This is a genomic window from Pilimelia anulata, from assembly GCF_014647895.1.
In the GTDB taxonomy this organism is placed as follows: Bacteria; Actinomycetota; Actinomycetes; order Mycobacteriales; family Micromonosporaceae; genus Pilimelia; species Pilimelia anulata.
On record NZ_BMQB01000002.1, the window covers coordinates 81460 to 95355 of the forward strand.

Annotated in this window: 9 protein-coding genes; 2 read left to right on the forward strand and 7 right to left on the reverse strand. The window is 77.0% G+C overall.

Going from position 1 to position 13896, the window contains the following annotated elements; genetic code table 11:
• Nucleotides 1-93: 93 nt before the first annotated feature.
• The 4 genes from IEY94_RS05190 to IEY94_RS05205 form a co-directional block, all read right to left on the reverse strand.
• The gene (locus IEY94_RS05190; protein WP_189168906.1) at nt 94-2046 is read right to left on the reverse strand and encodes an alkaline phosphatase family protein; all 1953 of its coding nucleotides are present in this window, start codon (nt 2044-2046) and stop codon (nt 94-96) included.
• Between the two features lie 82 nt (nt 2047-2128).
• On the reverse strand, nt 2129-4297 hold the full coding sequence (locus IEY94_RS05195; protein WP_189168907.1) for an acyltransferase family protein: 2169 nt from the start codon (nt 4295-4297) through the stop codon (nt 2129-2131).
• Between the two features lie 155 nt (nt 4298-4452).
• Nucleotides 4453-5772, reverse strand: a complete 1320-nt coding sequence (locus IEY94_RS05200; protein ID WP_189168908.1) for a Tat pathway signal sequence domain protein — start codon at nt 5770-5772, stop codon at nt 4453-4455.
• A gap of 79 nt (nt 5773-5851) precedes the next feature.
• Nucleotides 5852-6979, reverse strand: a complete 1128-nt coding sequence (locus IEY94_RS05205; RefSeq protein ID WP_189168909.1) for a baeRF2 domain-containing protein — start codon at nt 6977-6979, stop codon at nt 5852-5854.
• Between the two features lie 85 nt (nt 6980-7064).
• On the opposite strand from IEY94_RS05205, the gene IEY94_RS05210 reads away from it, so the two are divergent.
• Nucleotides 7065-8441, forward strand: a complete 1377-nt coding sequence (locus IEY94_RS05210) for an aldehyde dehydrogenase family protein (RefSeq protein ID WP_189168910.1) — start codon at nt 7065-7067, stop codon at nt 8439-8441.
• Nucleotides 8442-8540: 99 nt separating this feature from the next.
• Here IEY94_RS05210 and IEY94_RS05215 read toward each other — a convergent pair whose 3' ends face one another.
• Nucleotides 8541-9839, reverse strand: coding sequence for a glycosyltransferase (locus IEY94_RS05215; RefSeq protein WP_189168911.1), 1299 nt, complete (start codon nt 9837-9839; stop codon nt 8541-8543).
• Between the two features lie 235 nt (nt 9840-10074).
• Here IEY94_RS05215 and IEY94_RS05220 point away from each other — a divergent pair, with 235 nt between their 5' ends.
• Nucleotides 10075-10383 (forward strand): hypothetical protein, encoded by a 309-nt coding sequence (locus tag IEY94_RS05220; protein WP_189168912.1) that lies wholly within the window; start codon nt 10075-10077, stop codon nt 10381-10383.
• Nucleotides 10384-10419: 36 nt separating this feature from the next.
• Here the strand turns inward: IEY94_RS05220 and IEY94_RS05225 are convergent, their stop codons facing one another.
• On the reverse strand, nt 10420-11358 hold the full coding sequence (locus IEY94_RS05225; protein ID WP_189168913.1) for an endonuclease/exonuclease/phosphatase family protein: 939 nt from the start codon (nt 11356-11358) through the stop codon (nt 10420-10422).
• A 153-nt stretch (nt 11359-11511) separates the two neighbouring features.
• The gene (locus IEY94_RS05230) at nt 11512-13722 is read right to left on the reverse strand and encodes an RCC1 domain-containing protein (RefSeq protein WP_189168914.1); all 2211 of its coding nucleotides are present in this window, start codon (nt 13720-13722) and stop codon (nt 11512-11514) included.
• Nucleotides 13723-13896: the final 174 nt, after the last annotated feature.

Consider the following 13896-nt stretch of genomic DNA (forward strand, 5'->3'; position numbering starts at 1 on the left):
GCCCCGGCCGGGGCGCCCACCCCCTCTCCCGCGCCCACCGCGAACGCCGCGCCGCCCCGGTGCGACGAGGAGCAGCGCACCGGGATCCCCGGGTCAGGACTCCGCGGCCCCGGTCGGGGCGGGGGCCAGGCCGAGGCCGTCGCGCCAGCGCACGAGCTGCCGGTGCACCGCCACCGGCCCGTTCAGCTCCCCCTCGACCCGCCAGGACGCCGGGTGCACCAGCACCCCCTCGGTCTGCCACCCGCCCAGCCCGCCGTGGTTGCCCACCAGCTCCTCGAACGCCGCCACCTCGTCGGTGTCCGGATCGACCGTCGAGATCACCACCAGGTCGCCCACGTGCGCCCGCCGCTGGTGGTCGCGCAGCGCCCCCGCGGCGTGCGGCCCGTACGGCGCCAGCGGGTCCGTCCCCGTCACCCGGCCGGTGGCCAGGTGGTGCACCCCGCGCGCCCCGACCGCCACCGGCCCGCCCGCGTCGTCGACCACCACCAGCCCCACGCCCGGGTGCCCGGCCAGCCCGCGGATCAGCCCCGGGTACGCCGCGTCCAGCTCCGCCCGGGTCGCCCGCCCCGGCAGCCGGGTCAGGTACACCAGCGCCAGGTTGCCCGACGCGGCCACGACCACCTCGTCGGCCGCCGCCCCGTCGGCCGCGCCCGCGTCGGTGGCCGCGCCGACCAGCCGGTGCACCACCTCGGTGAGCGTGCGCCCGTACCGCTGCCGGAACGTCGCCCCCTGGCTCTGCCCGTGGTCGGAGAGCACCACCAGCTCGTACGCCCGGCCGCCCGCGTGGGCGGCGAGCCGGTCCAGGATGCCGACGACCCGGTCCAGGTCCTCCAGCACCCCCATCGCCTCCGCCCGGGCCGGGCCGACGTGGTGGGCCACCTCGTCGTAGTCGACGAAGTCGCAGAACACCACCGGTGCCCCGGCGGCGAGCTGGTCGGCCACCAGGGACACCGTGAGGTCGCGCAGCAGGACCGTGGTGACCGGGCGCAGCAGCAGGTACCGGCCGCCCCGGCGGACCCGCGGCCAGACCCGGCGCAGCCGCTGCACCCGGGCCCGGTGCAGCTCCCGGAGCAGCTCGCCCACGCCGAGCACCAGCGCCCGGGCCAGGCCGTACGGGCTGGTCATGAACGCCGCGTACGCCCGCGAGCGGACCGGCAGCGTCCCCCGGCTGATCGTCAGCAGGCTGGTCGCCGCGCCGCCGGTGAACACGTTGCTCACGCTCGCCCCGCCGCCGGCCAGCAGCCCGCCGGCGAGCTGCTCCTCGACCTGCGCGGCGTCCCGCGGGCGGCTGCACACGAGCATCCGGCCGGCCGCCTTGTCGTACCAGCGGAAGGCCGGCACGGCCCGGTCGTCGCCGTACATCAGGCCCGCCTGCGCGGCCGGGGTGGTCGCCGGCAGGCCGGTGTGCCAGCGGCGCAGCCGGTACCGGCCGGAGCGCAGCCACTCGCCGAGGTGGGGCAGGTTCCCGGCCCGGACGGCCCACTGCAGGATCGGCGCCGCCACCCCGTCGAGCTGGATGATCAGCAGGCCGGGCGGGCGCGGCCCGGCGGCCCGGCCGCGGCGGCGCAGCATCCGGCGCAGCGTCTCGGCGATGAACGCGTCGTCGGTACCGGCGTCGGCGAGCCAGTGGATCAGCGCGGAGAGCACCGCGGCCAGGAACGCCGCCACGAAGGCCAGGGCGAAGTGCGAGGGGGGCAGGTCCCGGTCCAGCCACAGCGCCACGTAGATGACGATGGCCTGGACGAACACCCCGACCACCAGCGCGCCGTACCCGCCCAGGACCGTGGCCACGACCAGCAGCAGCGGCCGCAGCACCGCGCCCACGGCGGCCACCAGCAGGACCAGCCAGAGCATCGACAGCAGGCCGCCGGCGTTCACGCCGGGCAGCAGCCACAGGGTCAGCGACAGGACGACGAAGGAGATCACGAAGCCGCGCAGCAGCGACCGCACCCGGGCCACCGTCGGCCGCCAGTCCCGCAGGACCGCCAGGCCCAGCCGGGCGCGGGCGCGCGGGCCCCCGGGGGGCGGTTGCGGAGCCGCCGACATGCCCCCACGATCGCACAGGACGGGCCGCCGCGACCGGCGCCCGGCGATCTTCACCCGCCGGCCGCCGCCCCGGCCGGGGCGGTCAGGCCCGGGCCCGGGCGGTCCGGCGGGGCGGGCGCTTCTTCTCCACTGTGGGCAGGGCGCGGGACAGCACCGGCGCGAGCAGGCTCGAGTACGCCGTGGTCAGGTGGTTGTTGTCCCGGTACACGAGCGTGTTGGCCACCACCGGCGGGCAGGCCGTCGCCGTGCACAGCCAGGGCAGCGGGTCGATCACGTGCACCCCGGCCCGGCGCAGCGCGGCGGCGACGACGGTCCGCCGGCCGATCTCCGGTACGGCGTCGCGGCGGACCCGCTGGCAGGCCCGGGCGTCGTTGACGTGGGCGACCAGGCAGGGCAGTACGTCGTCGCGCAGGTGCGGGGTGGTGTTGATGAACGCCACCCTCGCCCCGGCCGCGGTCAGGTGGCGCAGCGTCTCCCGCCAGCCGGCCAGCCACACCTCGGCACTGTCCGCGCCGCCGTCGGGGGCGGTGGTGTACGTACCGGTGTTCGACGTGATGACCAGCTTCGGCTTCAGCTCCCGGATGCGCTGGAGCGCGCCCCGGCGCCAGCGGGAGCAGTCGTGCAGCAGCCGCCGGTCGGTCCGCCCGTAGACGAGCACCGAGGCGGGGGCGCACTCGTTGCGGATCCACACCGACAGCTTCCACCGGCGCTGCTTGGCGATGGCGTCGACGGCGTTGAACCAGTGCGCCGCGTGCGAGTCGCCGAACAGCACGACCGTGGTCGACGACGTCCGGTCGCCGTACACGCAGTGGGTGAGCTGGTGCGACGGCCGCTCGCTGGCCTGGCAGCCGTCGGTGTACGGCGCGGGCAGGTTCTCGGCCGCGGCCTGCAGCGGCGGGGTCAGGTTGGCCGGCACGATCGTGGGCTTGTTGCTCGCGGTGAGCAACTGGCTGAGCCGACCCTGCGGCGACGGCGCGGTGGCCACGGCGGCCCGGGCGTCGAGCTGCTCGCCGCGGCCGGTCGGCGGCGGGATGGACTGGGTGGCGACCAGCGCGGCGAGCGCGGTGGCCACCGACAGGGCGCCGCCGAAGGCCAGCCCGCGGGTGGGCGCACGGCGCAGCGCGGGCAGGTGCCGGACCGGGTTCTCCAGCAGGTGGTGCGACAGCGCGGCGACGCCGAGCGCGAGCAGGACCAGGTACAGGCCCTGGCGCGGGTCCAGCTTCGGGCCGAGGACGACCGCGCCGAAGGTGAGGAACGGCCAGTGCCACAGGTACCAGGAGTAGGAGAGGCGGCCGAGGTACTGCATCGGGGCCAGGCCGAGCGCCCGGCCGACCGGGCCGCGGTACCCGCCGGCGCCGGCGGCGAGCACGGCCGCGGTGCCGAGCACGGGCAGCAGGGCGGCCCAGCCGGGGAAGTCGGTGGTGTCGGTGTACAGCGTCGCCGCGGCCAGCACCGCGGCCAGCCCGGCGGGCCCGAGTACGGCCGCCGCCCGGCGGGGGAGCCGGGCGAGCCGGCGGGCGCCGAGCGCGAGCAGCACGCCGACGGCCAGCTCCCAGGCCCGGGTGGCGGAGCTGAAGTACGCCCAGTGCGGCGCCGCCTCGGTCAGCACGACGCCGAGGGCGAACGAGGCGGTGGCGAGCCAGCCGACGATGGCGGCGAGCCGCCGGGTGGGCACGCCGGTGCCGCCGCGCCGCCGGTACAGCGTGACCAGGCCGACCAGCAGCAGCGGCCACAGTAGATAGAACTGCTCCTCGACCGCGAGCGACCAGAAGTGCTGTAGCGGCGAGGGTGGGTCGCCGTGGTTGAAGTAGTCGGTGCCGACCCAGGGCAGCCGCAGGTTGATCGCGTACGTGGCGCTCGCCAGCGCGTCCAGCGCCGTCCGGGTCGCGCGCAGCGGCTGGAGCAGCCAGGTGGCGACGAGCACGCCGAGGATCACCGGTACGGCGGCGGGGATCAGCCGCAGCGCCCGCCGGGCGTAGAACCGGCGGATCGAGACGGTGCCGCCGGCGGCGACCTCGCGCAGCAGCCCGGTGGTGATCACGAAGCCGGAGATGACGAAGAACACGTCCACGCCGACGTACCCGCCGCCGAGGGTGACGCTGCCGGCGTGCCCGAGCACGACGAGCAGAACCGCGACGGCGCGCAGCCCCTCGATGTCGGGGCGGAAGCCGTCGGGGCGCGGGCTGCGGGGCGGACCGATCGGCCGGTGGGCGGCGGCTCGGAAACCGGTCAGCGGCGACTGCATGAACATGCGGGCGTCAAACCGTCTCGTCTTCGGGGGTCGTCCAGCGACGGCAACGGTACCTCACCGGCGGGAAATCGGAGGCCGGAGGTGGTGCGGGCGGGCCGACACGCCGCCGTGTCGACGTGAGATAAGCCACTGGTCGCCGGCCCGCGGGGTTCATCTCAGTGACGCAGGGGGTTCACCCCCGCGTGGGCGAGGACGAACCACGCGGTCGTTCCGACGTGCCGCACGGGGAAGTACCCCGACGCGGAGTCGCCGGTCGGCAGCGGCCCGGTGGCGGCGACCAGGCCGGCGCCGGGGGGCAGCGCCCGCCCGCCCGCGGTCTGCCCGGCGCCCAGCCGCTCCTGGGCGAGCACCAGCGTGTCCACCAGGTCCGGCCAGCGGTCGGCGGCGCGGGCGTCGCGGCGGGCGGCGCAGGCGTACTGCGCGGTGCCCTCGCACCACACGGCGTACGGGTCGGGCCCGGCGCCGTCGGCGCCCAGCACCCGGCTGGCGCTGCTGAACGTCGCCCCGGTGATCCGGGTGCCCGGCGGCAGCGCGCTGTTCGCCCGGTCGGCGGTGTCGGTGACGGTCAGCGCCCGGTGCACGAACTCCAGCGCCGGCCGGCTGCGCAGCCGGACCGCGGCGAGCCAGGGGTGGAGCTGCGCCTCCAGCGTGGCCGCGCCCCGGTCGATCGCCGCGCCGTCGGGGGAGAGGGCGGACCAGCACTCGTCGGTGCCGCTCCACAGTCGAGCGACGAACCGCTCCGCGTGCGCCCGCTGGCGCAGCCAGACGGCGTCGCCGGTGGCCGCGGCGAGCGCGCCGAACAGGACGATCAGCGCGGCGTTCTGCGCGGTGGTCACCGACGGCAGGGTCCGGCCGGTGCCGTCGACGCCGGAGCCGAAGCCGCGCAGCGGGCCGGCCGAGCGGCACTTGGCCACGATCCAGGCGCCGAGCCGGGCGGCCCCGACGGTGTACCGGCGCAGCCCGGTCCGCCGGCCCAGCGTGGCCAGCGCGATCCCGGCCCAGGCCAGGTCGCCGGTGTGCGAGCTGCGGAAGTCGAACGGGCCGTCGGTGTTGACCGTCCCGTCCGGCCGGATGAACCCGTACGGCTGGGTGACCCCGCCCGCGGCGAACGGCCCGACGGTGTACGCCTGGCGCAGCCGCCCGTCGGCGAAGTCGGGGTCGTGCTCCTGCGCGTACAGCAGCGCGTCCCCGAGCAGCCGCGCCCGGGCCCGGGCGGGCGCGCCGGGGTCGGTCAGGTAGGCCAGGATCGCGATGGCCGCGTCGTAGGTGAACGCGGTGGCGTGCAGGCCCATCTGGTCCGCGTAGGACTGCGGCAGCCGCAGGTCCGCCGGGCCGCCGCCGGCGGCGTCCATCATGGTGTCCAGGAACACGAACGCCCGGCTTCGGGCGGCGGACCGGGCGGCGGCGGTCCGGGTCGGCACCAGCTCCGCGCTGGCGCGCGGGGCGGGCGGGGCGGCGGTGGCGAAGGCGGTCATCCGACCTCCCGGGGGCGTATGTCTGATTTACACCACTTTAGCCGGTTGGTCTCGCCCACTCGCACCGCCCTCCGCGCGCTCAGCCCCGTCCGGAGCCCACGTCGGCGTACCGTAGCAGCGTCCCCACACCGCCGGTCAGCGGCGCCGCCCCCGCCGCGACCAGCATCAACTCGGCGTCCGTGCAGGTCAGGGCCCGGACCAGCGCGGCGTCGGCGCGGTCCCGGCGGGGCGTGGCCACGCCCATCGCGTGCAGGTCCGCGGGCTCGGCGCCGAGCTGCGTCGGCTCCGGGCCGACCCACAGCCTGCCGGTCGCCGACGGGTCGTCGACCAGCAGCAGGCCGTCCGCCGCGCCCCGCTGCAGCGCCGCGATCGCCGCGGCCAGGCCGGTGTCGGCCGGCGCGCCCCGCCCGTGCTGGACGCCGAACCGGTCCAGGGCCGCCCGGGCCCGCCGCTCGGCCACGTCGGCGATCGCCCGGATCGTGGCGTCGTCCAGCGCCGCCGGGTCCGCGCCCGCCCCGCGCGAGCCGGCGTCCGTGCGCACCGCCCGCTCCCGCCAGCGGGCGGGCAACTGGTCGATCAGCTCCGGTACGGCGTGCTCGTCCCCGCCGACCACCAGCACCTCCGCGCCCAGCCGGTCCGCCAGCTCCGCGGCCGCCGCGGCGACGTCGCCCGCGTTGCGGTGCCAGGTCTCCTCGGCCGCCCGCTGGTACCGCGGCGTCGCCCAGCCGCCCGGCTTCACCTTCCGGATCGGGAACTCCTCCGACCCGGTCACCGCCAGCGAGCGCGCCACGCCGCCGGCCGACACGCCGCTGAGGTCGGCGCCGGTCCGGTCGGCCACGATCTGCAACCAGCCGATCTGCTCGCCCCGCTGGGCCAGCATCGGCAGCACGTGCGGCAGCGGACCCCAGTGGGCGATGTCCCGGCGCGGCGGCGCGCCGAGCACCTCGTCCAGCACCACCATCCCGTCGGTGGCGAACAGCGCCAGCCCCGCCGGGCCGCTGGGCGCCGGGTCGTGGCCGAGGACGGCGTCCTCCAGCGCGGCGATCGTGGCGGGGTGCGCGCCCGCCGCGACGAGCTGCTCCATCGCCCGCCGCCAGCGCAGCCCGATGGCCACGTTGGCGTTGGGCACGTTGGTCGTCACGTCCAGGTACACCGAGGCCCACGGGCCCGGGTGGGCGTACAGCGGCCGGAGGAACTGCAGATTCATCATCAACACCTCGCCCTCGTCGCGGATCCCCCTCTCCTACCCGCTGGCGGCGTTCGCACGCGCGGCCCGTGGCAGGCTGGCCCGTATGACCCTCACCGCGGTGAACCCGGCGACCGGCGACGTTATCGACACATACCCGACGATGGACGCCGCCGCGGTCGACGCCGCCCTCGGCCGGGCCGCCGACGCCGCCGCCGCGCTGCGGGCGCTGGACCCGCCCGAGCGGGCCGCCCGCCTGCGCGCCGCCGCCGACCTGCTGGACGCCGAGCGGGACGCCGTCGCCGCCACGATGAGCCGGGAGATGGGCAAGCCGGTCACCGGCGCGCTGGCCGAGGTGGCCAAGTGCGCGGCGGCCTGCCGGTACTTCGCCGCGCACGCCCCGGCGTTCCTCGCCGACGAGCCGCTGGCCGACCCCGGCGCGGTGGGCGCGGCGCGGGCGTTCGTCCGGTACCGGCCGCTCGGTCCGGTCCTGGCCGTGATGCCGTGGAACTTCCCGCTCTGGCAGGTGGTCCGGTTCGCCGCGCCCGCGCTGATGGCCGGTAACCCCGGCCTGCTCAAGCACGCCTCGAACGTCCCGGCCACCGCCCGGTACCTGGGCGAGCTGTTCACCCGCGCCGGCTTCCCGCCCGGCGCCTTCGCCGCGCTGGCGATCGGCGCGGACGCCGTCGCCGACGTCATCGCCGACCCGCGGGTGGCCGCCGTGACGCTGACCGGCAGCGAGGGCGCCGGCCGGTCGGTCGGCCGGGCCGCCGGGGCGGCGCTGAAGAAGGTCGTGCTGGAACTCGGCGGCAGCGACCCGTACCTGGTGCTGCCCTCGGCCGACGTCGACCGGGCCGCCGCCGTCGGGGTGACCGCGCGCTGCCAGAACAACGGGCAGTCGTGCATCGCGGCGAAGCGGTTCATCGTGCACGCCGACGTGTACGACGCCTTCCTGGCCGCGTTCACCGCGCGGATGGCCGCGCTGCGCGTCGGCGACCCGCTCGACCCGGCCACCGAGATCGGCCCGCTGGCCACCCGGTCCGGCCGGGACGACGTCGCCGCGCAGGTCGACGACGCCCGGGCGCGCGGCGCGACCGTCCACTGCGGCGGGACGGTCCCGGACCGGCCCGGCTGGTGGTACCCGCCGACGGTCGTCACCGGCGTCACGCCGGCGACGCGGATGTACCGCGAGGAGGTCTTCGGCCCCGTCGCCGCCGTGTACCGGGTGGAGTCGGCCGAGGCGGCGGTCGCGCTGGCCAACGCCACCCCGTTCGGCCTGGGCGCGAACGTGTGGACCGGCGACCCGGCCGAGGCCGACCGGTGCGTCGAGGGGATCGTGTCGGGGGCGGTGTTCGTCAATGGGATGACCGCGTCGCACCCGGAGCTGCCGTTCGGCGGGGTGGGGGTGTCGGGGCACGGGCGGGAGTTGGCGGCGCACGGCATTCGCGAGTTCTGCAACGCCCGCACGATCTGGATCGCCTGACGCCCGCCGCCCCCGGCCCGTCGCCCTCCGCCCCTCCGGCGGTTGTCCGCGGCCCGCCGCCGGCCGCCCGCCGCGCGGCTCGGCGGCCGGGGCCCGGGGTCAGCGGGCCGTGTCGGCCGCGCCGCGGTCGGGGAGCAGGGCGTGCAGCAGCGCGTACGCCGGCAGCAGCGGGTGCAGCAGCGCCGCCCCCAGCCGCCCCACCGGCGCGTACGCCCAGCCGGCCACCGTCGGCCGCTCGACCAGCGCGGCCACCCCCTGCGCCACCCCGCTGAGCAGTGCCGCGGCCAGGTACGCCGCCGTCGCCGACCACGCCCCGAGCAGCGGCGCCAGCACCAGGTATCCGGTCGCGGCCGCCGGCGCGACCAGCTTGGCCGCCGCCCGGGCCGCGGCCAGCGGCGACCGTCCGTACCGGACCGCCGCGACCAGCCCCGGCAGCGCCCCGGCCAGCCGCCGCCGCTGCGCCCGCAGCAGCCCGGCCGGGCCGGTCGGCACCGGCACGTACGCCCGGGCCGACGCCACGTACCCCACCCGCCACGCCCGGTCCGGCGGGTCGAGGTCGGCGGCGAACGGCGAGTCCGGGTGCGCCCACCGCCAGCGCCGGCCGTCGGCCCGCTGGCCCGCGGCGAGCGCGCCCAGCGACCGGCCGGGCCGCCAGGCGGCCAGGTGCGGCAGCACGGCCGCCCGCCGGCACACCCACAGCCCGGTCGGCGCGTCGACCAGCGCCCCGGCGGCGGCCTCGGCGCCGACGACGACCCGGAACCGCCCGTCCAGCCAGGCGTCCTGGGCCCGGGCGAGCGGGTTGGCGGCGGCGTTGCGCGCCCGGGTGTGCGCGACCACCGCGCCCAGCCCCGGGTCGGCGGCCAGGGCCGCCGCGCACCGGTCGAGGGCGTCCGGGGCGAGCAGCACCCCGGCGCCGACGAACGCGAGCAGGTCGCCGGTGGCGTGCGCGGCGCCGTGCCGGGCCGCGTCGTGCCCGGCGACCGGCCGGTCCAGGTGCAGGACGGTCAGCGGCGCGCACAGGGCGAGCCGTTCGAGGGCGGCGGCCGTACCGTCGGTCGAGCCGTTGTCCACCGCGATCAGCTCGGCGCCCGGCTGCTCCGCGGCGAGCGCGCCCAGCCGGGCGGCCGCGTCGGCGGCCTCGTCCCGGACCACGACGACCACGCTGAGCGCCGCCCCGCCGCCGGGCCCGCGGCCGGGGTCGGCGTACCGGCCGTACGCCAGGTACAGCAGCACCGCCGTGCCCAGCAGCGCCGCCGCCGGGTACCCGTACCGCAGCGGCGCGGCCAGCACCAGCGGCGCGGCGGCGAGCAGCAGCGCCAGCAGCGGGGCCAGTCCGATCAGGACGACCGCCCGCTGGACCCCCGGCCGGGCCCGGTCCGGGCTCGATGTGCTGCGCACGGCGCTCTCCGCTCGTTGATCCCCGGACGACCGGCCCGACCACCCCGGTCGGTCCATCGATGATCGCGCTTACGTTCCCGGTGCGCAGTCCCGCCGCCGGAGTGCCCGCCGCGCCGCCCGGCCGACGCCGGAACGCCGGAAATCGGGCAGCGTACGCGTTATCGGCAGGTGTCGATCCCCGGTCCGGCCGGATCAACGGGTGGTCAGAACGGGGTCGGGTTAGGACAATGTGCAGATGCTCGTCGCTCTCGCTCCGCCACCGCACGCCGCCGGCTCGCTGGCGGCCGCCGACCCGGGCGTCGCGCTGTCCGGGATCACGCTCGTGCTCGTCGTGCTCGGCGTCTTCACGGCGTACGGCCTCGGCTTCGCGCACGCCACGCTGCGCCGCGCCCGCAAGGACTACGCGGTCACCCGCAAGGCCCTGCCCACGCTCCGCAAGGGCATCTACAACGCGTTCACCACGACGTTCGGCCGGCTGATCCTGGTGGCGGCGGTGGTCGCCGCGACGATGGCCTGGTCGGCCAGCCACGGCAGCCCCACCTGACCGGCGCCGGGGCCCCGGCCGGCGGGGTCCCGGCCGTCAGGCCGGCGGCAGGGTCAGGTGGGCCCACAGGGCGCGGTGGTCGCCGCCGGCCAGCGGCCGGGTCGCGTACCCGCGGACGCCGATCCGGCGGTCGGCGAGCACGTGGTCGATGGTGACGGGCGGGATCCGGTCCCCGTCGTACGGGCCCCAGGTGCCGGCCAGCCCGTCCCCGGCGACGGCGCCGACGTCGCGGTACCCGGTGTCGAGCAGGTCCCGCAGCAGCCGGTGGTCCAGGGTGGCGTTGAAGTCGCCGATCAGCAGCCGGAGCGGGCCGTCCGGCGTCGCGCGCGGCTGGGCCCGCAGGTCCACGGTCCACCGGTCGATCGCGTCCAGCGCGCTGGGCGCCCGCGGGTGCACCGACTCCACCGCCACCGGCGGCGACCCCGGCGCCGCCAGCACCGCCCGGGCCTGGCTGAAGCCGCCCGCGTTGCGCCGCACGCCGGTCTCCCGCAGCGGGAACCGCGAGTACAGCGCCGACCCGGTCGTGCTCGGCTCCGGGTTGGTCACCCGGTGCGGGAACTCCGCGAACCGGGTCGACATCGCCGCCTCGGTCGCGGCCGTGTACTCCTGCACCGCGATCACGTCGGCGCCCCGCTCGCGGACCAGCGCCGCCAGGTCGTCCACGGACGCGGTGCCCTTGAGCATGTTGGCGCTGACCACCAGCAGCGGCGAGCCGGGCCGGGGCGGGCCCTGGTGCACGATCGTCCGGGGTACCACCAGCCCGGCCAGGACCAGGCCCGCGACCGCCGCCGCGGCGGCGATCCACCAGCGCCGGGCGAGCGCGGCGACGAGCACCGGCAGGGCGGCCGCCGCGGCGACGTACGGCGTGAAGGCCACCAGCATCACCAGCGGCCCGCGCTCCAGCCCGAAGCCGCGCAGCACCGCCCAGCCGACGAAGGGCAGCGCGACGGCGGCGGCGAGGAGCGTGCGGGGCATCGGCCAAGGCTGCCACCGCCGGGCCACCCGCCGGATCCGGCGACCGCCCGGCGTTGCCCCCGCCCCGGCCGCGCCCGGGCCCGACCCGGCCGCCCCACCGGTGCCCTTTTCCGCTCTTTCCGCCCGTTCCGTCATGCGCGGCCGGCGCCGGGCTCAGTAGGCCAGGATCAGGGTCTGGTACCGGGCCGAGACCACCTCGACGCCCACCAGCGTCGGGACCTGGGTCGGGCTCGTCCGCTGGGTCTGGTCGCCGGCGCCGAGCTTGCCCTCCGCGTTCGACCCCCAGCACCACACCGTCCGGTCGGTCCGGGTCGCGCACGTGTGCCGGAAGCCCGACGACACGCTCCGCCAGGTCGTCGCGCTGCCGACCTGGACGGGGCTGAGCTGGTCGGTGGTGTTGCCGAGGCCGAGCTGGCCGTACGTGTTCTCGCCCCAGCACCACAGCGTGCCGGCCGAGCGGATGGCGCAGGCGTGGTGGTCGCCGAGGGAGACCCGGGTCCACGTGGTGTTGCTGCCCACCTGGGTGGCGCTGGACCGGTCCGTGGTGTCGCCCTGGCCCAGCTCGCCGTTGCCGTTGTACCCCCAGCACCACAGCGTCCCGCCGGAGCGGGTGGCGCAGGTGTTGTTGTACGAGGCGGAGACGCCGTTCCAGGTGGTGTTGCTGCCCACCTGGGTCGGGCTGGTCCGGTCGGTGGTGTCGCCCTGGCCCAGCTTGCCGAGCTGGCCGTGGCCCCAGCACCACAGCGTGCCGTTGGTCCGCGTCGCGCAGGTGTGGTACGTGCCGCCCGAGAGGCTGTTCCAGGTGGTGACGCTGCCGACCTGGGTGGCGCTGGACCGGTCGGTGGTGTCGCCCTGGCCGAGCTGGCCGTAGGCGTTGCGGCCCCAGCACCAGACGGTCCCGTTGGTCCGGGTGGCGCACGAGTGGTGGTCGCCGACCGTGACGGCGCTCCACGTCGTCGCCGCGCCGACCTGGGTGGGCGCGAGGCGCGGGACGGTGTCCCCCTGGCCCAGCGCGCCGTACGTGTTGTACCCCCAGCACCAGAGGGTGTCGTCGGTGCGCAGCAGGCACGCGTGGTTCTCGTGGGCGGCCCCGCCGATCCAGGTCGAGCCGCTGGTGGCGAGGACGGAGCTGTTCGTGTGCAGGCCGGTCTGGCCGGTGTCGTTCCAGCCCCAGCACCACACCGTGCTGTCGCTGCGCAGGCCGCACGAGTGGTTGTTGCCGGCCGCGGTGCTGCTCCAGGTGGTCGCGCTGCCCACCTGGGCGGGCGAGGTGCGGTCGTTGGTGTCGCCGGCGCCGGTGCTGGCGTCCCGGCCGTACCCCCAGCACCACAGCGTGCCGCCGGACCGGGTGGCGCAGGTGTGCCAGCCGCCGGTGCCGACGCCGTTCCAGGTGGTGTTCGAGCCCACCTGCGTCGGGGTGTCCAGGTCGGTGGTGTTGCCCTGGCCGAGCTGGCCGTGGTTGTTGTCGCCCCAGCACCACAGCGTCCCGCCGGTCCGGGTCGCGCAGGCCGCGTTCTCGCCCGCCGACACCCCGTTCCACGTGGTGTTCGAGCCGATCTGGGTGGCGCTGGACCGGTCCGTGGTGTCGCCCTGGCCCAGCTCGCCGGTGGCGTTGTCGCCCCAGCACCACAGGGTGCCGCCGGTGCGGGTGCCGCAGGAGTGGTCGTCGCCGGCGGACACCCCGTTCCAGGTGGTGTTGGAGCCGACCTGGGTGGGGGAGGTGCGGTCGGTGGTGTCGCCGACGCCGAGTTCGCCGGTGGCGTTGTCGCCCCAGCACCACAGGGTGCCGCCGGTGCGGGTGCCGCACGTGTGGCCCTCGCCGGCGGCGACCCGGTTCCAGGTGGTGTTCGAGCCGACCTGGGTGGCCGTGTTGCGGTCGGTGGTGTCGCCCATGCCGAGCTGGCCGCTGGCGTTCTCGCCCCAGCACCACAGGGTCCCGTCGGTGCGGGTGGCGCAGGTCGAGGCGTCGCCCACCGACACGGTGCTCCAGGTGGTTCCCGCGCCGACCTGGGTGGGGGACATCCGGTTGGCGGTGTCGCCCTGGCCGAGCTGCCCCTGGCCGTTGGCGCCCCAGCACCACAGCGTCCCGTTCGTCCGGACGCCGCACGAGTGGCTGTACCCGCCGGCGACCCGGTTCCAGTTCGTGTCCGTGCCGACCTGGGCCGGCGTCCCGGCGAGCCCGATGATCTGGCCGGTGACGTACATCGACCCCTCGGCGAAATTTGCATAGAGGGAAAGGTTGCTGGCCGGGTTATTGGTGGCGCCGCTGAATGCCGCCAGCACCGGCCGGACGCCCGCCACCAGCCCCACCAGCAGGGCCAGCACGCCCGCGTACGTGGACAGCCGCCACCACGGGGACGGCACGCGATGCGATCGCATACCGCCCGCAGCGGGGTCGAAGGGCGGCATATCCGCCTCCCTCACTGGCCGGGACCGGGCACAATTCCTGAATGCGTCATTCGGCAGGCGCCATTCCGAACTGAGTTCGCCCCGCTGTTTCGCCGCACCATTGCCACGAAGCAACCGGGCGGCGCCCGG

Bases quoted from the DNA above. Each gene is read 5' to 3' on its own strand.
- IEY94_RS05205 (WP_189168909.1), bottom strand. From the start codon at position 6,979: ATGAATCTGCAGTTCCTCCGGCCGCTGTACGCCCACCCGGGCCCGTGG.
- IEY94_RS05200 (WP_189168908.1), bottom strand. From the start codon at position 5,772: ATGACCGCCTTCGCCACCGCCGCCCCGCCCGCCCCGCGCGCCAGCGCG.
- IEY94_RS05195 (WP_189168907.1), bottom strand. From the start codon at position 4,297: ATGTTCATGCAGTCGCCGCTGACCGGTTTCCGAGCCGCCGCCCACCGG.
- IEY94_RS05190 (WP_189168906.1), bottom strand. From the start codon at position 2,046: ATGTCGGCGGCTCCGCAACCGCCCCCCGGGGGCCCGCGCGCCCGCGCC.
- IEY94_RS05225 (WP_189168913.1), bottom strand. From the start codon at position 11,358: ATGCCCCGCACGCTCCTCGCCGCCGCCGTCGCGCTGCCCTTCGTCGGC.
- IEY94_RS05210 (WP_189168910.1), top strand. From the start codon at position 7,065: ATGACCCTCACCGCGGTGAACCCGGCGACCGGCGACGTTATCGACACA.
- IEY94_RS05220 (WP_189168912.1), top strand. From the start codon at position 10,075: ATGCTCGTCGCTCTCGCTCCGCCACCGCACGCCGCCGGCTCGCTGGCG.